Source organism: Chitinivorax sp. PXF-14, assembly GCF_040812015.1.
In the GTDB taxonomy this organism is placed as follows: Bacteria; Pseudomonadota; Gammaproteobacteria; order Burkholderiales; family SCOH01; genus JBFNXJ01.
In genome coordinates this window covers 18,395-37,277 of the sequence record NZ_JBFNXJ010000023.1, presented here as the reverse complement: position 1 = coordinate 37,277, position 18,883 = coordinate 18,395, and the positions used below count along the sequence as shown (strand labels likewise).

Sequence of the window (18,883 nt, the reverse complement as noted above, 5' to 3'; positions counted from 1 at the left end):
AGCTTATTTCAGCAAGCGCTGATCTTGCTCTTGGTCCATTGCGGCCTTCAATGCGTTTAGCAAGTAACGGCTGAACTGCATCTGCACACTCTTCTTGGTCAGGCCAATGACGTCCTCTTTTAGCTTGTGAATTTGAATCAACGGCTTGGTGTCCGGCTCAGCCAGGAATGCTTGCCAATACGCCATTTGCTTGTCTAGTGGGTAAGTTGACCACACGTCTTCCAGTAATGCTGTGGCCTCTTCCGAGGCCTTACGCAGGGCTTTTCGCTCACGGGCCACCTCGAGGCTCTTATTCTTTTCTTCCTGGCGCTGCTTCATCCAATGGTCTACCTGCGCCATCTCGCTGTGCGTCAACTGATACTTGTCATCTTGCGCCAAGGCGGCCTTAAGCAAGGCACCCGGGAAATCCATCTTCTTCGACTGCATAGAGTATCGGTAGGTGAGTACCTTTATTTTCTCGCGAATCTGCTCCGCCTTGTACTCTCGAGCCAGTTCGTTGATTTCAGTGTCAGAGCCTATCCAGTCAGCCTTCAGCATGTCGTAGAGGTCGGCCGGAAACTCCGTGTTCTGGGCAATCTCGTTGAGCGCAAGTGCACCATCCGGATTAGCTAAAACCTTGAAGCGTAGCGCAACAACTTGACGGTTCTCGCGCCGATACTCCACTACTCCCTTGATGTCGGATATCTTTTCAATTTCATCCAGCGGTTCCTTGATAACGCGCACCGCCAGTCGCTTGAATTCCTTGTATTCATCTTTATCGACCCCCATGCGCCGACGATACTCCTCCACAGACCACCAGTCTGTGTAGCCCCGCCATTTGAACGAGACCAAGTAATCGTACAAGGTGCGAGCATGCCGCCCATTAAAGGCGGCATTCATCCGCATCGAGATGTAGCCATATTGGTCTGGGTTGGCAATGGCAGAACGCATGTCTTCTGGAATCTTGAAGTACAAAATCCCGTTGTCAAACGCAACCGTTCCCAGAACCTGAATTGAGATCCAGCTTCCACCCCCAGGGGCAGATTGATCCTCGGTCCAGACCGTAGCCCCTTGCAATCCCTCAATAGTCTTCTTGAGGTACGAGTTATCCTTGGTGTTGTGATTGATTAGCCACTTTAGGTAGTTCTGGCTAACCGAGTGAAAATCCCGGCTTAACACGTGCGGGCGAGCAATAAAGTGTAGTGCTGTTATCACCTGTCGCTCGAGCAAGCCCAGCCTTCCAATCATCCGCAGGTGATAGTTGCCACGCTTCAGCGAAATCTCGTGCTTCGAATCCGTGATAGGCGTGAGTCCGTCCCCATCCTGGTAGAAATCTAACGCATACTGACTATCCTGTTGTGCGCGGCGGAGGTCATGCTGGAGTCGCTCAGGCATGTTGCTTGGTGCTTTCCATACCTCAGGCAGAACACGACTACCAGCCTGGTTAGCTTCCTGTTTTGCCTGCTCCAGCAGCTGCAATGACTGCTCCACAAACAGGTCACCTGCCACAAAGCTGTTTACCGAGTCATCAGCCAACCAGCTCTGGCCAACCGTGTCTATCAGCTGACCCGGCGCCACAACAGCCTTCGGCTTGGATTTAGGATTCACAACACTTGCCTTTGCATTTAAAGTCTACATAAATTCAAGGCAATGTAGACCGCAAAAGTCTACGTGTCAACCTATAGCGTGTAGGCTTGTTAAGCCTGGTGGTGGTTTCTATCGCATAGATCTGCCTTGGCCCCGACGTCGAATTCAATAACAAACGGGCAGCCGGAAATTTTAGTGAGTAGACGGTACGTATCACCATTGGTATTCAAGGAGCCAAAAGCCTACCCCTATAGGTGTAGACCCTTCCCATAGCTGTAGACCCCTCGCCCCACAGGCGTAGCCAGATCAAGCCCTACGTTTGTAGTCATCAGGTGTTTTCACCCCCATAAACGTAGCCATGTGCCCATAGACGTAGACTTAAATCGCTAATTGCTTTGAAGAATCAATTAGTTAACGAAGTTGCAATTAGATTGATTGCCTTAAGTATCAAGAATGCTGTCAGGAGATAGCTCCCGAGATTTGTAGTCTTTTGCCCCAACCAGATTATTGGCTCGGCATTCAAAGGCGTGTTTTTGTAGACCTTTCGCATCAAACCATCCATTTCGAGTTCCTACCCAACTCTGCAAACACACGTTTCCCTCGCAAAAACCCTTAAAACCCCGACAGTTGTAGACTTCTTGGGGTATGCCAACCCCAAAGACTACGTTTCTAGGGAATGGCTAGGGAGTCACCTCTGCAACTCAAGGCTGTGTCATTGATAAACCCCATGACTGTAGACCTTTCAAGTCGTACGCACGTTGAAACTCCCGTATCTGCGGGCTTTTAGCCCGTTTCATACCGCAAGCAACCTCGCAAAGGACTACAAACGTAGGGCTGTCCATTCGATTGCCTCCAACTCGACCTATCGGACATCGATACCAGTATCAATCTGAGTGCACTAAACCCAGCCCTGATAAAACTAAAGCCTACAGCAGTAGGGAAATCCCACCGAACGTCCGTGTGGTTACGATTTCAGCGCACCCATAGGACTACAGTTATAGGATCTTGCCTTAGTTGCGAACTCAGTTGCGCGTGCCTCCTTGTCGTAACAGGTCTACAAACCTAGGGATTTGTCCTATTTTGGCTGCCCACCACTGATCGAGGATCCCCCGATTGACACAAGTCGCGCCAAACTTCGGTCTTCGGGACGCGGAACGATTGGCCGCCAAAGTAGCGCGATCCCTTAAAGATGCCGTTTCGACGATCCGTATGGTGACTGCTGTTGCTCAATGCACTGGTGGGTGATCGCGGATGAAATGCAGGCAACAACACAAGATTATCTGATAAACTCGCCGGAAATCTTTTTATCAATGTTACTGGGAATCTGAGGGGGAATCTATGCGTACCTTCGAGGTTAGAGCCAAGCTCGCGTCTGAATTGTTGGCGGTTCCACTGGACGCCAACGAAATACGCGCGTTGGCAAACAAAGAAAACGTTCCAAGGTCTGGCTACCATCTAACCTATTCCGCAGCTGACATCGGACAGATGCGAAGCAAACTCTTTCCTGAGTTTAACGAGCGACTAAAGTTACCAACTGTCCCACCTGTTGTTTCTCTTCGAATGAGTAAAGGTGGGGTTGGTAAGTCAACGACGGCTAGTAATCTAGCACTTTGCGTCGCAGCTCAAGGTTATCGGGCACTGCTAATCGATGCAGATCCGCAAGGTGACGCGTCGGACATGTTAGGTATCGACGTCGAGCAGGAAGGTATCGTGACAATGCTTGACTTGCTAACCAACAATGCTCCGATTGAGTCTGCTATTCAGCGGCCTTATGCGGAAATGGCGTTGAGCGTAATCCCCGCTGACAATTTCTTGTCTTCGTTCGATCTGACTGTCTCGGCCTACACGAGGCGCGAATACCTGTTTGCAACATTCATCAAGAATAACAGCGAATTTCTCGCAAAGAACTTTGACATTATCATCGTCGACTCGCCCCCAAGCAGTAGCGTATTAAATTTCAACGTGTTGGTAGCCTCCGACGTGGTTTTGAGCGTGGTAAAGCTGGACGGGATGTCAACCAAGGCGCTTCGTGTATTGGCCCAAGAGTTAAATGATCTAGATAAAGCGTTCAGCATGAAAAAGCCTGTGCTGTTCTTGGCCAATGGCTACCATCCGAGCTACCGGTCATCAGAAGAGAATCTCGACAATTTGAAGAACATGTACGGGGATCAACTTTTGAAAACCGTCATCCCGGCCTACGCGGGCTTTTTGTCACAAAGCAGAGTCACAAAGGGTGAGACAAACGCGCTGTATGAAAGAGAGCCAACTTCCCCTGCCGGTCGAAAATTGTTGGAGTTGTCGCGCGAGATTTTGGCGTTGTTGGGCATCAAAGGACTGGGAGTCGAGCAATGAAAAAATCATCGGGATTGATCCAGCAGAGCACCGCGGCACCACTCGCCGTTGGCGTTCCACTTGGGCTTGGCGTGAAGCCGCCAATCCCAGCAGCACCTAGGCTTGATGAGATTGAAAAAGTGACTTCAGAGGACAAGATACTTGACCTCGAAATTGACAAACTGGATGACAACCCGTACGGCCCGAGAACGAAATATGACCAGCAAGAAATTGCGGACATGCTTGTGTCTGTAACAACTTACGGGCAACTCAGTCCAATCATTGTCACGGAAGGTGCCAAGCCAGGCCGCTTTATCGTTGTGGCAGGCGGAAAACGCCGGCGTGCGTTGGCGTTACGCAATGAACAAGGCCATGCGGCAACAATCAAGGGGGTTCTTCGTCCTGGTCTAACGCCTCGCGATCTATATTTGCTCGCGAATGAGGAAAATGAGCGGCGCTCAGATCATACCGATTACGATAGGGCGCTCGTGTGGAAACGCCTTCTTGACGATCGTGTGTATCAAAGTATTGAGGATATTTGTAACGAGGTCGGGTGCACCAGATCAACAGCAAGTAAGATCCTTGCGTTTAATGACTTGCCCTTAGTCGTGCTTAGGGTTATTGACGACAATCCAAAATCGTTCACGTACAACGTCGTGCAAGAGATTCGATCATTGATCAATGCAACCGACGAGGAAACCGGTGCTCGCTTTGCGGAGGAAATATCGGAGCGCAAGTTGAGTGTGCGTGATACTGCGGAAGCGAAACGAAAATATTTGAGCAGACGACCAGGTGCTGCAAAACGGGGGCGTTTGAAGGTGTGGTTTCAAGCCACCGCCGACGGCGGGGTTTCAGTGGTCGCTAAGGAGCGTAAGGACGGAAACCTCTTTGTTGTTGAGGCGGCAGGCCTGACGACGGACCAGAAGAGAGAGCTGACCGCTACGATTGAAGAATACTACAAGGCAAACGCGGAAAAAGTTTCTACGTAGAAACCAGACCACGGGCCCCTTGTTTCTACGTAGAAACAAGGGGCCAATTTAATTTACCGCAAGAGTATCTGTCTCCCCACATTCCGCGATTAAGACTAACTTAATCGTTTCTGGTTCACCGAGCCAATAGCGAAACGATCCCGTCTAGGCCGGACCGACGCCATGGACGCCGCATTCAGCTATTTTGCTCGCGCGTTACGCCGGTTTTCCTTGCAACGCTGGTGAATTGCGCCTACGGATTACTGGGAGCCACGCAACGGCGCGTCATACGCAGTTTCTACGTAGAAACAAGCCAGTTCACCATGCAAGATCTCCCCCGTTTCTACGTAGAAACAAGAGCCGCTCTTTGTGCGGTACTTGTAGGTGCGTCGGCGCTCGTCGACTACAAATCCCGTCGGTTCCGACCTCTGCGCTGAGCAGACACTGTTGCGTGTTGATGCGGGCAACACTATTCGACATTTTTGCGACATTCCTGCATCGAGCCCTTGTACAAGGTGGCGATGGGTCGAGTTCGTGGAGCTGAGGTGCGTCGCGATGAGGCTTCACACTCTACGTTTACGATACTGTGGGTACCCGTGCTGCAAGATATACGGCCAAAGTACCAGGGAATCGCAAGGGACGCGCCAACTCACTGACCATCACACAAATGGTTAAAGAACTATATTCTTTGTAAGGCATGTACCGTAGCGGCAGTTCGGCTATCATTGCGGCCTTAGATTCACTTCTGGTAGAGACCACGGGGGTTCCCGATGTTTCGTTCCGTCACCTTAAATCGGGCATTTTCCTTCATATGATTCGTTACGAACTTCGGCTATATGCATTCTGAGGTTGGAAAGTCCTGTTTTCTCAGTCCAGACTGCCTGATTCGGCAAGCTCCACCAAGGTTGGAATATGCGGCCCGTACTCGACTGTCTCGGTAGTGCTCTTGGTTGGAATATGCGATTCGGAAGGCTTGGATAGCCTCACGCCACTACCCACTTTTCGGGCATGTTTCGCGTAAAGCGTTTTGGCCCGGATGATCTCGTAGCTATACCCGCGCCCCAATCGGTTCGACAGCTTGATCAGGCCATTCAGGCATTCGGTGTAGGCATTGGTGATCTGGCCCGGCGAATCCCAGTAGGCGAAGATGTCTTCGTAGTGATTGTGCACCGTCTTGGCGAGCGAGTGGAACATCTCCAGTTCGCCTGCTGGCAGCGTGTTTTCCCATGCCTCGAAGGCGTGTTGAGCCGATACCTTGTCTGGATCGTCGTAGATGCGGAAGAAGGCTTCTTTGAAGTCGTAGGCTTTGCCCAATTCAGGAATGGCTTGTCGAACCACTGCCAGCGCCTTCAGTTCATCCGCATTCAAGTTGCCTGGCCGCTTTAGGGTCAGCCAACGAATCGACTTCTTCACATGGACTCGCTCTTCCTTGCTCAAGGTCGCCTGATACTTCTTGCGCTCTTCCTCCAGTGCTTCGGAGGCCATTTTGACGACGTGAAACTTGTCGATGACCAAACGGGCATTGGGTAGGTATTGGGCGAATGATCGCTTGAACGGTCGCCACATATCCGTGCAGACCCATTCCACTCGTTCCCGGTCAGGCAGGTTTTTGAAGAACGGCTTCAGATGATCCTGCGTGCGAAGTTCCAGCATCTGATAGACGTTGTTCGTCGCAAGGTTCGTGATGACGCAACGATACCTCCCGGCGATGCTTACCTCGTCGATCCCCATGATGACCGGGGTTTCGTACCGCACCGTTCGATCCAGTTCTTCAATCAGATCGTGCGCGATATTCTTGATGGTATTGACGGCAAGCCCGGTCTGGTCGGCCAGCGCATGAAACGTCATGTCCAAGCATCGTTCCCGGATGGCGTCGACCAGTCTCTTGGTTGCCCGTCGCTTCTCATCCAGAAACGTCAATTCAGGAGAGAACATCTTGCCGCAGCTATCGCATCGGAAACGCGGCCGGAAGATTTCCAGGCGCACCGGCTGCATCTGCATCGGCGTGTCGGCAAAGATATTGGATCGCTTGCCATGCCGATACATGGCTTTGGTGCAGTCGGGGCATGAAGGCGAATCACCGTCGAGCGCTTCGGCAACGACGGTGAGTCCGCGATTCTGCGAGAAGTAATCCACCGGCTTGACGCCGGGGAGGTTCAAGAGGTCAATCACTTGCGTTATCCAGGTCAATGTTCCGCTGCTGGCTGATCAGTTCGTAAATCACATCGGTCAGGGCGGCCATGGCCTGTCGATCCGACTTTAGTACCAGCGTAGCGAGCTTCTGGTGACTGGTCAGGGCACGAACCACGCCTTGCTGGACAGCACCGGGCAGGTTGCCCTTCATCGCCTGATCCCGCGTATTGCTTTCAACCTGGGCCATTACCACATCGTTTTCACGGGCGATGGAAGCAATCTGATTCACGAAAGCAGCTTGGTCACGAAGCGGAGTCGCCTCGCCAAACAAGTGATTGAGCTTGTCGATGATTTCCATGAGGAATCGGGGTGCATCACCCGCGCCGCCACCACCTCCCGGCCCAATTGGCTTGAGTACAGGGGCATCGCCTTCTTCGTCGGGAGTGTCATCCTTGCCCTTGATGTCGAACCCGGTCAGCACCAAGCCTTTCAAATCCACACTCTCAGGTGTTTCACCGGATAGCCGCTTTTGCAGCAACTTGGCAAAGGCTGCGAAGTTCTCCAGTTCCGGGTCGCCAAAGTCGATCAACTGGGCCACGTAAGCATAGGTGCGGCAGAAACGGCCAAGGCCAGCCTTAAAGGCCATCAGCGTTTTGATTTGCTCTGCATGCTCCTGCCGGTGATGGTCAGCCGACTTCATGCCTGCCTGATCGCCTTGGCTGTGCGCCTTGTCGAAAGCTGCCTCCCAGGTCGCAATGGCTTCGCGCAGCATTTTCAGTCGTTGCTCGAACACGCGCTTGGGGCCATCGGTCGCGGTATAGAGCGCCTTGTGCTGCGGCTCTTGTGCATGCGTGATGTCGCGGATGGTTTTGAAGCGAGCTTCCTTGAAGGCTTCCAGATCAGAGGCTTCATACAAGCCTTGGCCGTCAAGTTGCTCCTTGATCTCGTAGACCACGTTGAGGTCTTGCACGTCGTCAATCTGTGCCCCGTCGTCGTACATGGCAAAGGCCCGACGAACGTTCTCCGGGTCATTCACGAAGTCGATGATGAAGACTTCATCCTTGCCCGGTGCCATACGGTTGAGGCGAGAGAAGGTCTGAACGATTTCGACATCGTTGGCGATCTTCTTGTCGACGTACTGGGCCACCAGCTTGGGCTGGTCGAAGCCAGTCTGGAACTTGTCGGCCACCAGCATCACGCGATACTCCGGACGATCAAAGGCGAGGCGCAAATCCTGCCCCTGAACTTCCGGGTTCATGCTTTCTTCGGTGTATTCCTCGTTCTCATCAACGATGAACACATCATCCTTGAATTGCTCATCATCGCCATGCATCACCTGCTTGCCAGTCATCTTGCCCGAGAAGGCAATCAGCGAATGGATGTAGCTGTATTCGGCATGCTGGGCGATGTAGCGGTCAAATGCCTTCTTGTAGCGGATTGCAGCAGCGCGGGAACTGGTGACAACCATCGCCTTGGCCTTGCCATCCAGCCGGTGAGCCACGTTCTTGCTGAAGTGCTCGATGATGAACTGCACCTTCTGCGTGACGTTGGTCGGGTGCAGTGACATCCATTGCGCCAAAGCGCGTTTCGCCGCCTTGGCGCTGACGCGCTTGTTGTCCTCGATCTGCTTAGCAAGATTGAACGCGGTCTTGTAGGGCACATAGCCCTTGAGGACATCCAGGATGAACCCTTCCTCAATGGCCTGGCGCATTTTGTACTTGTGAAAGGCTTCCGGCAGATTGTCCTTGGATGGTGGCTGCGAGGGGTCAGGAGCGCGGCCAAAGAGCATCAACGTCGAATGCTTGGGCGTGCCGGTGAAAGCGAAGTAGCTGATGTTGTCCGGACGCGCTCGCGACTTCTGAAGCTGTTCCAGCAGTTCCTCAACGGTCAGCGATGCCATCTTGCCCTGGCCACTCATTGCCAGCGCCGTCTGAAGCTTGGCTGCCGTGGTGCCGGTCTGGGAGTTATGCGCCTCGTCGATGATGACCGCGAAGTTCTTTCCCTTGAGGGTCTTGTCCGTCACGATGGCCTCCATCGCATACGGGAAGGTCTGGATGGTCACGACGATGATCGGCGTTCCCGCCAGCAGCGCATCCGCCAGTTGCTGACTCTTCGACTTTGAGGACTTCTGGCGGTCGATTGCGGCAATTACGTCAAACTGATGGTCGATCTGTTTGACGGCATCCTGAAGCTGGCCATCCAGCACGTTGCGGTCGGTCACGATGATGACGCTGCTGAAGATCGAATCGCCGTTGTCACGACGCAACTTCACAAGGTCATGGGCTGTCCAGGAAATCGTGCTGGTCTTGCCGGAACCGGCGCTGTGGTCGGCCAGATAGACCATGCCGGGGCCGTTCTGCTTGGCATCGGCGATCATTTCATTGACCGCAGACCATTGGTGGAAACGCGGGAAGATCAGCGTTTCCTTCTTCGACCAGTTGCCCTTCAGGTCGACGACATCCTTCTTCTCGACGTAGACGAAGCTATGGAAGACACGCAGCCAAGCATCCGGTTGGCAGACAGCCTCCCAGAAATAGGCCACCGGGTATTCGCGGGTGCCATCGGCCTTCAACTCGCCTTCCGGGTTGCCTGCATGGCCATCATTGCCCTTATTGAAAGGCAGGAAGAAGGTGTTCTCACCATCGAGCTTCGTTGCCATCTGGATTTCAGAATCCGACATGGCGAAATGGACGACCGCGCCCCGCTTGAAGGTCAGCAACGGCTCACGGCGCTTGGTCTTGGGATCGTAGGGCAAACGGTCGGTGCGGTACTGATCCATGGCCGCTTCTGCCGACTGGGTGAAATCGGTCTTGAGTTCGACGGTCGCCACCGGAATTCCGTTGATGAACAACACCAGATCAATCGCCAGCTTGCGCGACGGATGGTACTGAAGCTGCGGCACTACGCGCAGGATATTGGCGGCGTAGCGCTTGAGCACGTCAGCGTTGCGCTTGTCCTCCGGCGCGGCTTCCGAAAGATCGATGTGGCCGCACCCGGCAATGGAGAAGCCTTGGCGTAGCACCTGAACCGTGCCGTGCGTCTCCAGCGCCTTGGCCAGCCGATCCATCAGCACCTCAAGGGCGCGGTCGCCGTTGTCCTTTTTGAGCTTGGCCCACTTTTCACCTTGGCCGGAGGCTTCCAGCCAAGCAATCAAGTCCTCGGCATACAACGCCCGTTCGGTGTCGTACTTCGTGGTTTCGCCAACCTTCCAGCCCTGTGCCTCTAGCTTGGAAACGATGTAGCTCTCGAAGTGCTTTTCTTGGTGTGCGGTGTCGCTCATGCGGACCCCCGGAGGTCAATTTGGCCGGTGACGGCAGCGGTAATGAAGGCAGCGCGGCGCTCTTTCAGCAGATCGATGCTGCGCTGGGTCTTTTCGGTGAGCGTCGTTATGCGATCTGACAGCTTGTCAAGGCGTTGCGCTATCTGCTCTTGCTCATCATGCTGCGGGGCCGCGACAAAGATTTCGTGAATGTCATTCCTATCGATACCAGGAACTGCGGCCTTGGCGGAGTAAAGCAAAAATAGGTCAGAGATGTGTTGGAGCAGATACCAGACAAAACGAGGGTCATTATCAAAAAGCTGTATCGAGTAAAGCGCAGTATTTAGCGGCCAGTAGTCTTTCTCGACAAAGGTAAATTCTCCTAATGAACCATAGCGACCCGTGACAATGCCTGGAGCCTTCGCCACGGCAACGTTATGAGTACCGGTATAACCTCCTGACGACACGACAGGCACGGTCCCTTCCCCTCGTAATTCAGACGGTAGATCGTGTCCTCGTTGGAATACGATAAATCGCTTCAAAATTCCGGTACGCCAATGCTCCGGCACCTCCCCAATCCACTCCACGCCCGAATCCTTCATCTTCACATTCGGATCGAGTCCCTTGGTGACAGCATGTGTGATGAGTGCCTGCCGCTTTTCCTTCAGGAGTTCGATGAAGCGGGTTTTCTTGGCGATCAGGGCGTCGATGCGGAACGTTTCGCGGTCCAAGCTAGTGGCTATGACTTGTTGTTCAGAAATTTCCGGAGCTGCAATGACATGCGAAGACAGATTTTCCCCTGTCATGCTTGGCAATGCGGTGTTTGTCGAATATCGGCTGAATGGAATAGTAAGCGCAGTGTAATAGACAAATTTTGGGAAAGCGTGGCCCACAATCTTCGTGTAGAACATCGTATCGACAGCCCAAAAGGGCCCGTTGATATAAAGCGGCTTGTCGATAGTGCCCTTGCGGCCAAGCAAAACTGATTCCCCGTCGAACAGAAAAGAGGAGGCCCGTGCGAATTCACCTCCAGATCCAATTACGGGGTATGCACCGTCAGCGTCTTCAACATCCTTGTAGTCTTGCCCATTGCAAATAGAGGCTAAGCGCTTGAACGGCATTTTCTTCCAATGCTCCGGCACCCGCCCAATCCATTCCACGCCAGAATCCCGATAAACAGGGTAAGGTTTGTAGTGGCTCATTTTTGACCTCCTTCCGCCGGGGGCAGCGCAGTACGCTCCCGTGCGTGCTCGATAGCGCGATGCAGGCGCTCTCGCAGCACTGCCACAGGCGGCAATTCAACCAGGTATTCCGCCACCCGGATGGATGCTTCATCCAGTTGCAGGAGTTCAATTTGCTCGGCATCGGCGCTCGCGCACAGGATGAGGCCAATGGGCGGCTCTTCCCCGGCGGCGCGTTCGTGTTTGTCCAGCCAGCGGAGATAAAGCTCCATCTGTCCTTTGTGGCTGGGCTGGAAAGATTCCAGCTTGAGTTCGATGGCCACCAATCGACGTAGATGCCGGTGATAGAACAGCAGATCGAGATAGAAATCGTCCTTGCCGACACTCATACGCTTCTGGCGCTCGACGAAACAGAAGCCATTGCCCATTTCGAGCAGGAAGGCCTCCATTTCCCGAAGAATGGCGGCTTCCAGGTCTTTCTCGCTGTACGCGCCCGAAAGCCCAAGGAAGTCGAGTAGATAGGGATCACGGAACACCATGTCCGGCGTCATTTGCCCGTCGCGCAAGCTGTCCAGTTCCTGACGGACGACTTCCGGACTGTTCTTTGACAAGGCAGTACGCTCGAACAACATGCCGCCGATCTTTTGCCGCAGTGTACGGACACTCCAACGCTCCACGCGGCACATCTCGGCGTAGAACTCGCGGGCCAGCGGGTCTTTCAGTGGCAGCAGGGCAATGAAATGCGTCCAGGTCAATTCTCGTATCAGCGATACGACAATTTCTTCGTTGGGAAACACCTCGGCGAACTGGATCATGCGCCGGAGGCTTTTTTCTCCGAATCCATGCCCATAGTCCTGTTCCAATTGTCGCGCCAGTGATACGACAATCTGGCCGCCATAGGCAGCGCGTTCCCCACCAAGGACTTCAGCGCCAATTCGCTTGCCGATCCGCCAGTAGGTCAAGGTCAAGGCGCTATTGGCAATTTGAGCTACCTGCTGCCGAGCGTCCTCAATCAACCCCCGGATTTCGAGCAGAAGGGCATTTGAATGAATGAAAGGCTGAGTCATTGCAGCACCTCGGCAGGAAGAATGACGGCAACCCCAGCGATGTAGTCGGTGGGCATGACGGCTTCAGCCTCATGGGCAATGGCGGTTGCCGTGTGGTTGATCATGTGCGGGCCATCCTTGCCGTTTTCGTTGTCGGGCCTGTTTGTCTTCCGGCAACGAAATCGAATCGACCTCGCCATTTGGATGAATCAGGGATGCGGTAATACTCACGACTGTTGCTCCTGTGACTTTTGTGCGGAGAGCAGGTTTTCTTCGCGGGTTTTGCGGCGACTATCCATCGGGCCAAGGCCAACATAGCAGTTGGATTTTGACCAGGGCAGACTATTGTCTTTGCGGCAAATCGTTTCGCTGAAACCGATTTCTCCAAAGTCCGCCAGGAAGGCACCGAAGGCTCCCCAACGCGGATCGTATTCGCCATTTACTTTGCCCGCGCCTCGGCGCTGCACAGCACGACAAAGCGAGCGCACCTTGAGCCAGGCCCGATAGATTGAGGTATTACCGCAAGCAAGTTCCCCGTCGACCGCATGGCCATGATCCCGAGTAATTGCCCCTTGCTCGACAAGCCGTTCCTGATGAAAACAACCGCAACTGGTTGTGTCGCCGCTGCGCAACCGGGGCGCAGTCGTCAGAATTTGCCCCCCACAATCGCAGCGACAAACAATCTTCGTCGGCTTGCCCGTTTCCCTCTGGATACCTGTTGCCACCAGTCGCCCAAAGCGCTTCTGGAGCACATCCGCAAACGCTCCTTGCATTGATGGCTTTTCATCCTTCCGGCGTTCAGTATTCAGGCAGCCGCACGACATGACTTTCCCGGCCTTCAACCCGTCTAGCCGAACCTCTTTTTCGGTTCCGCAGTCACAGCGGCAAAGCACTCTGGCCTTACGCCCAGGCTGCGCCACCGACAATACGGTATAGCGCCCATAGCGAGTACCTGAATCTGCGCCGGGAGGGATTGGATTAGCGGGGCTTGCCATTATTCCGTCGCAACCTCAGCCAGTAGCGCAGCAATTTCCGACTCAACCTGCTTCAGCTCCGCATCGATTTCATGCAGCTTGCGCGGCGGCACGTACTGGTAAAAGAAGCGGTTGAAGTTGATCTCGTAGCCGACGCGGCCAATGGCCTTGTCGTTGTCGTCGCGGAAGGTTTCGTCGATATAGGCATCCGGCAGATGTGGCAGGACTTCACGGGCCAGGTAGTCGCGGATGTCTTCGGTCAGCGGCACGTTCTCGTAGTCGGTCAATTCAGGATCGGCGACAACTGCACCATCGGCATCGAGCACTGGTTCGCCCTGTGGATCGCGCACGCCAAAGGCGTTGGTTAGCGCCTTGACGAAGGTCTTGCCCGCCTTGATGACCTTGCCAGAAGCCAATGCTGAACGCACCGTTTCATCGGCAAAGGATTCTGCCCAGGCAAAGAGATGGGTAGTGCCCATGTGTTGCTGCAATGCTCCCAGCCAGACTTGCTGATGCTCCGGAGAGAGCTTCTGCCAAGCCTTTTCGTCTTGCAGTTTGGACAGTCCAGCGTCATCAACAACCAAGGACATGCGCAGCGGGCGCAACACCTTGATACGGCGATAGCCGAAGGTGCGGTAATCGATCATCCGTGAAACATCGCTGTTTTCGGCAGCGGCATAGATGTCGACAATCTGGCGGCGCTGCTCGTCATCCACGATCCGGCGCTTGTTGCCTTCGTTCTTGATCGACGACCAGAAGCCGGTGGCGTTGATGAGTTGGACGCGATTTTCCCTGCGCCCGTCCTTCTTGTTCGAGAGAATCCAGAGATAGGTGCCGATGCCGGTGCGGAAGAAGATTTCAGTGGGCAACGCCACGATGGCTTCCACCAGATCGTTCTCCAGCAGCCAGCGGCGAATCTCAGACTCCCCTGAGCCAGCCCCGCCGTTAAACAACGGCGACCCTGATAGCACGATGGCGGCACGGCCACCGCCGTTCTCAGGCAACTCCAGCTTGCTGGCCAAGTGCATCAGGAACAGCATCGAGCCATCATTGATGCGCGGCAGGCCGGGGCCAAAACGACCGTCGTACTTCTTTTCCTTGTGCTCGGCATTTACGGCGTCTGAATCCTTCTCCCACTTCTTGCCGAAGGGAGGATTTGAGAGGCAGTAATGGAAGCGCTCGTTGGCGAACTGGTCATTGGAGAGCGTACTGCCCAGACGGATGTTCTTTGACAGGTCGCGGCCAGGATCGGATTCGAGGGTGCGCAGCAACATGCTGGTCAGACAGACGGCATGAGTTTCCGGCTCAAGCTCTTGTCCATGAGGAACAAGCACGGGCGGAACTTTGAAACGATTGCCGTACTCGGCAACGTGGTTCATGGCGTCGGTCAGAAAGCCGCCCGTGCCACACGTCGGGTCATACAGGGTACGGATAAGGCCGGGATTCGATTCAAACAGAGCGTCGTCCGGGTCAAGCAGCAGGGCCGTGGCCAGATGCACCACATCGCGGGGCGTCATGAAGTCCTCAGCCCCTTCATTGACCTCGGCACCAAATCGGCGGATCAGATGCTCGTAGAGGTTGCTCATCACGCGATCCGGCACCGCCTCCGGATGCAGATCGATACCGGCGAAATTCTTGCAAATCTTGAAGAGGACACCGGCCTTGTCGAGACGAATGACGGTGTTCGTGAAGTCGAACTGCTCGAAGATGATGCGGGCGTTGTCCGAGAAGTGGGCGATGTAGTCTTGGAGGTTCTGGCGGGTCTTTGTGCTACCCAGTGTGGCCAGCGCGTATTCTGACGTGTTGTAGAACGGGTAGCGTGTGGCCTGACGGAGCACTAGATCAATATCGATCCCGGCATCCTTGAAGGCGGCATGACTTTCTCGAACGCTTTCGCGGGTGGGTTCCAGTACGCATTCCAAACGGCGCAGCAGCGTGAACGGCAGGATGATCTTGCCGAAATCCGTGTGCTTGAAATCACCCCAAAGGTCTTCGGCGTTTTTCCAGATGAAATCCGCCAGCGATGCGCCCGAGCCTGTCTGTTCTGCCATGTGGTTCTCCAACCAAGTTTTGCACAAAACAGAATACCAGACTGATGGAAACTTTCAACCATGTTTTGCACAAAACGGAGAGTTATCACGTTTGGCGTAGATTCAGAATTCCAACCTTATTTTGCACATAGCCCGAACTTCAAGGCCGGAAGCTAACTGTATATTTGACCGTCCCTGACGACGAAAGCACCGAGTCTCAAGACAGTTTTGCCGGTGTGATTGAGTCCTTCGCCCATCTGTCTCACCAGTTTTTCCAATTTGTTGTGATCGACTGTACAAACAAACCGACTAACTGGAGTGCGCTCGACCACTTACTCGAGAAGGCCGCTACCCGCCTCGCGCAACTGGGTTTTGTCATGAGGATGTGGCGAACCGGGGAGGAGGATCCAGCGCCCAAAAACGTCATCCCGTTCCCCGCTGTCCTAGCGCGTCGCCACGATGACACAACGACGAAAGCGCACTAAGTCTTAATAATCGTGCCCCGATTATTCCAGAAACGTCATACTTACACAGACGCGCGACGCTGAATGGCGAAAGCCCAAGAGTTCGCAGCTCTTGGGCTTTCTGGTATTGGGCAAATGTGTCAGGCTTTATTGCCAGTCTCTACCTTCCAGTACGCGGTGTCAACTTCGGTCAGGACTTTTTTGGCACGAAGCGATGTCGCTCGTATCGCGATTCTCTTGCAGCAAGTCGGTAATGCCGACCAAGTCCGACCGCAACCCGCACAGGTGGAACCGGGGCAATTGGACACCACGACTCCAATTCGTGAACCGGCACAGTGCATGGCGGATCTCAGTCTTCCGCCGCAGCGGAAGATGTGACCGCGGCGATTCAGGATTCGCACTTCTCGGTCAGGCACCCAAGATGCCGTTATTATCGTGCGTACGATATTGACGCCGGCGGAGAACGGTATAGCATCTAATTCGTACGTTCGATAAATTCATAACCTCGATGCCTACCTCTCTCAAGAAACCCGGACGCCGAGCGGGCAAGAGCCTGGCGTCTGCGTCAAAAGGAAGCGCTGACTGCGGCCTTGGCCGCTGCCGAGACCGCCGCGACGCCTGCCGTGGTCGAGAAGGTTGTGAAACAAGTAGTCGAGGTCGAGAAGATCGTTGAAAGGCCCGTGTATTTACCCGCGCCGAAGACAGGGAAATCAGCGGGGCAGGGCAAGCGATTGGCCGTGGATGCCCGCCGCCTGCTCCCGCTGATTCAGCAGAAACTGGTTTCGGGATTCCAGGGAGAAAAGCGGGCGAAAGCTTTTCGTACGAACGCCGCCCGGGTGGCGACGGCAGCGCGCGACGTACTTAGCTTGGTGGATGGGCTATCGGGCGTCAGCATACCGGAAGTCGAAAGGGAGTTTCTGCTCGAGGTGGCCCGATTCTTCGACACTCTGAACGGGGGCTTCGAGGTGGCACAGCGAAACGCCAAGGCCGCTGCCGTGAAGGCCGAACGCGAAGCCGCCGAGCGCCACGCAAAGGAAATCGCGGAGCTTGTCACTCAAACCTTTGGTTCCGTACCGGAACCGGCAAAGGTCATCGCCACTGCCACCGCGCTGCTGGAATTCGACCGGCATGGCTCCGAATGGATCAAGGCAAAACGGCGCGGCGACAACGGATATTTCTCCATTTACCGCCGGCATGAGTTGGAGCGCGCTTTACGTACGAACGATATAAATGCAATTGCTCGCGAGGTTGCCGAAACACGCCAAGACGTCGGCGAACGCGGGCGATTTTGGCAAGAGCTCGATCGAAATCAGCATAACTACACAGCCGGGTGGTCTGACTTCGAGGAGTATCGTACGAACGGAATCAGGTAGTTCGTTTGGATGTCAGGATCAGGCGTTATCGTCACGCCGAAAACGCCAACAGTTATCCACGGTTTATGGGGATATCTTGTGGGAAAGCGACCTTGGCAACGGATTTCCGGAAAGCGAAACAGGGGTTTGCGTCAGTCGATGATGAAACGGGCAGGAGGGGTGTAAATGATCGTGAAGCATCTTCGTTGGATGAGCGAGACCCGCTATTACACGGCAACACTGTACTATGATCTGCTCGGCGACTTGCTGCTGATGCGCAGCTATGGCGGCCGCGCAAGCCGCCTTGGTCAAATTCGCATCACATCAATGCAGAGCGAGGCAGAGGGGCGCCGCAAGCTTGCCGCGCTCGACAAATTGCGGCGCAAGCACAACTACACGCTGCTGACCGGGAACAGCTGAGTGGCAGGTTAGGCAACACCCACCGCCCAACGAATGCAGCTAGATCATCAGAAGGCTTGGGTTTTTGTTTCTACGTAGAAACAAGCGTTGTCGCTCTGCATCGGTCAACGTGATTGGGTCGGGAGGCCGATGTTATTGATCCGCTACACTTAGCGCCAAATCCCGAAGCTAGGCAGGCCGACTAACGGCCGCTGCCGCCTGCAGCTGCAACCGCAGCGTTACCACCCCCTCCAGCAACTCCTGCTCACGCCCCCGCAAGCGCCCGACCTCGGCCTCGTGCTGCTGCACCGCCGCCTCGGCGCCGGCGCGCCGGCCGAGCTCCGCCTGCAGCTGCTCGGCCAGTTGCGTCGCCCGGGCTGTCTGGCCCTCTATCTCGTGGCGCGCCTGCTCGAGCTGGGCCGCGGCGGTCGACAACTCGTGCGTCGTCTTGTCCAGCCGCGCCCGCATCAATGCCAGCTCGTCGTGCTGGCGCGCGTTGGCGTCGCTGAGCACAGTGGTCATGCGCACCAGGCGCTGCACCTCGGCCTGGTGCTGGCCCGCCTGCTGCTCGAGCTCGTCGCGCGCCAGCGCCACCTCGCGCATCAATACCTGCCGCTGCTGATCCTGCAGCCGCCCCTCCTGCAGCCGCCCCTCGCGTTCCGTGGCCAGCGCCGCCTGCGTCTCGCGCTGCGCTGTCTGGGCACTGTCCAGCTGCCCAGACAGCGTGTCGACTTGCTGCTGCAGCTGCGCCTGCGTCGCCTCCTGCGCGGCCAGTGCCAGCGCCTGCGCCTGGCGGGCCGTGGCCGCCTCGCCCTCGATCGTGGCGACACGCGCCTCGGCCGCGTCGATGGCCAGCTGCGCGCGCTCCTGGGCGGCCAGCAGCGTGGCCCGCTCCGCCTCGAGCGTGGCTTGTCCCTCGCGCATCGCCAGTTCCATCACCGTGGCCACGGCTCGCTTCAACGCACTGTCCGGCTCGGCCAGCGCCTCGTGCAACCGCGCCGCCATCCATTCGTTGATCACGCGCCCGGCGATGGTCGGGTTGCGCTTGCCCATGTGGGCCATCACCTCCTCGACCGTCGGTTTGCGCAGTTCGCGCGCACCGATGGTGTCGCAGGCGTCCCACGCCAGGGCCTCAGTTTCATTGGGATTACGTGCCATGCGGCCTCCTTTCTCGGCTAAT

At 55.3% G+C, this 18,883-nt stretch carries 12 protein-coding genes; 4 read left to right on the top strand and 8 right to left on the bottom strand.

Annotated features, from left to right (window positions below):
- Positions 1–3: 3 nt before the first annotated feature.
- Positions 4–1,587, bottom strand: coding sequence for a replication initiation protein (locus ABWL39_RS19835; RefSeq protein WP_367795626.1), 1,584 nt, complete (start codon positions 1,585–1,587; stop codon positions 4–6).
- Positions 1,588–2,904: 1,317 nt separating this feature from the next.
- Here ABWL39_RS19835 and ABWL39_RS19830 point away from each other — a divergent pair.
- On the top strand, positions 2,905–3,918 hold the full coding sequence (locus ABWL39_RS19830) for a ParA family protein (protein ID WP_367795623.1): 1,014 nt from the start codon (positions 2,905–2,907) through the stop codon (positions 3,916–3,918).
- Positions 3,915–4,886 (top strand): ParB/RepB/Spo0J family partition protein, encoded by a 972-nt coding sequence (locus ABWL39_RS19825; RefSeq protein ID WP_367795620.1) that lies wholly within the window; start codon positions 3,915–3,917, stop codon positions 4,884–4,886. Before ABWL39_RS19830 ends, ABWL39_RS19825 begins: the two co-directional genes overlap by 4 nt.
- A gap of 846 nt (positions 4,887–5,732) precedes the next feature.
- Here ABWL39_RS19825 and ABWL39_RS19820 read toward each other — a convergent pair.
- The 6 genes from ABWL39_RS19820 to ABWL39_RS19795 all read right to left on the bottom strand — a co-directional run bounded on the left by ABWL39_RS19820 (position 5,733) and on the right by ABWL39_RS19795 (position 15,509).
- A complete protein-coding gene (locus ABWL39_RS19820) occupies positions 5,733–7,037 on the bottom strand; it encodes an ISL3 family transposase (protein ID WP_367795617.1) in 1,305 nt (434 codons plus the stop codon).
- Positions 7,030–10,278: a type I restriction endonuclease subunit R gene (locus tag ABWL39_RS19815; protein WP_367795614.1), complete on the bottom strand. Its 3,249-nt coding sequence runs from the start codon at positions 10,276–10,278 to the stop codon at positions 7,030–7,032. The genes ABWL39_RS19820 and ABWL39_RS19815 overlap by 8 nt, the downstream gene beginning before the upstream one ends.
- A complete protein-coding gene (locus ABWL39_RS19810; RefSeq protein ID WP_367795611.1) occupies positions 10,275–11,459 on the bottom strand; it encodes a restriction endonuclease subunit S in 1,185 nt (394 codons plus the stop codon). Before ABWL39_RS19810 ends, ABWL39_RS19815 begins: the two co-directional genes overlap by 4 nt.
- On the bottom strand, positions 11,456–12,505 hold the full coding sequence (locus tag ABWL39_RS19805; RefSeq protein WP_367795608.1) for a YhcG family protein: 1,050 nt from the start codon (positions 12,503–12,505) through the stop codon (positions 11,456–11,458). The genes ABWL39_RS19810 and ABWL39_RS19805 overlap by 4 nt, the downstream gene beginning before the upstream one ends.
- A gap of 206 nt (positions 12,506–12,711) precedes the next feature.
- Positions 12,712–13,236, bottom strand: a complete 525-nt coding sequence (locus ABWL39_RS19800) for a hypothetical protein (RefSeq protein WP_367795605.1) — start codon at positions 13,234–13,236, stop codon at positions 12,712–12,714.
- 242 nt (positions 13,237–13,478) lie between these two features.
- On the bottom strand, positions 13,479–15,509 hold the full coding sequence (locus ABWL39_RS19795) for an N-6 DNA methylase (protein WP_367795602.1): 2,031 nt from the start codon (positions 15,507–15,509) through the stop codon (positions 13,479–13,481).
- Between the two features lie 1,033 nt (positions 15,510–16,542).
- On the opposite strand from ABWL39_RS19795, the gene ABWL39_RS19790 reads away from it, so the two are divergent.
- Together ABWL39_RS19790 and ABWL39_RS19785 are read left to right on the top strand one after the other, a co-directional pair.
- The gene (locus ABWL39_RS19790) at positions 16,543–17,325 is read left to right on the top strand and encodes a hypothetical protein (RefSeq protein WP_367795599.1); all 783 of its coding nucleotides are present in this window, start codon (positions 16,543–16,545) and stop codon (positions 17,323–17,325) included.
- Positions 17,326–17,490: 165 nt separating this feature from the next.
- Positions 17,491–17,724, top strand: a complete 234-nt coding sequence (locus ABWL39_RS19785) for a hypothetical protein (RefSeq protein WP_367795596.1) — start codon at positions 17,491–17,493, stop codon at positions 17,722–17,724.
- Between the two features lie 168 nt (positions 17,725–17,892).
- Here ABWL39_RS19785 and ABWL39_RS19780 read toward each other — a convergent pair whose 3' ends face one another.
- Positions 17,893–18,861 carry a DNA-binding protein gene (locus tag ABWL39_RS19780; RefSeq protein ID WP_367795593.1) on the bottom strand — a complete coding sequence of 323 codons (969 nt, stop codon included), beginning with the start codon at positions 18,859–18,861 and terminating at the stop codon, positions 17,893–17,895.
- Between the last annotated feature and the right edge of the window lie 22 nt (positions 18,862–18,883).

Excerpts from the sequence above, each read along its gene's own strand:
- ABWL39_RS19830 (WP_367795623.1), top strand. The coding sequence starts at position 2,905 with ATGCGTACCTTCGAGGTTAGAGCCAAGCTCGCGTCTGAATTGTTGGCG.
- ABWL39_RS19825 (WP_367795620.1), top strand. The coding sequence starts at position 3,915 with ATGAAAAAATCATCGGGATTGATCCAGCAGAGCACCGCGGCACCACTC.
- ABWL39_RS19815 (WP_367795614.1), bottom strand. The coding sequence starts at position 10,278 with ATGAGCGACACCGCACACCAAGAAAAGCACTTCGAGAGCTACATCGTT.
- ABWL39_RS19810 (WP_367795611.1), bottom strand. The coding sequence starts at position 11,459 with ATGAGCCACTACAAACCTTACCCTGTTTATCGGGATTCTGGCGTGGAA.
- ABWL39_RS19805 (WP_367795608.1), bottom strand. The coding sequence starts at position 12,505 with ATGACTCAGCCTTTCATTCATTCAAATGCCCTTCTGCTCGAAATCCGG.
- ABWL39_RS19795 (WP_367795602.1), bottom strand. The coding sequence starts at position 15,509 with ATGGCAGAACAGACAGGCTCGGGCGCATCGCTGGCGGATTTCATCTGG.
- ABWL39_RS19785 (WP_367795596.1), top strand. The coding sequence starts at position 17,491 with ATGATCGTGAAGCATCTTCGTTGGATGAGCGAGACCCGCTATTACACG.
- ABWL39_RS19780 (WP_367795593.1), bottom strand. The coding sequence starts at position 18,861 with ATGGCACGTAATCCCAATGAAACTGAGGCCCTGGCGTGGGACGCCTGC.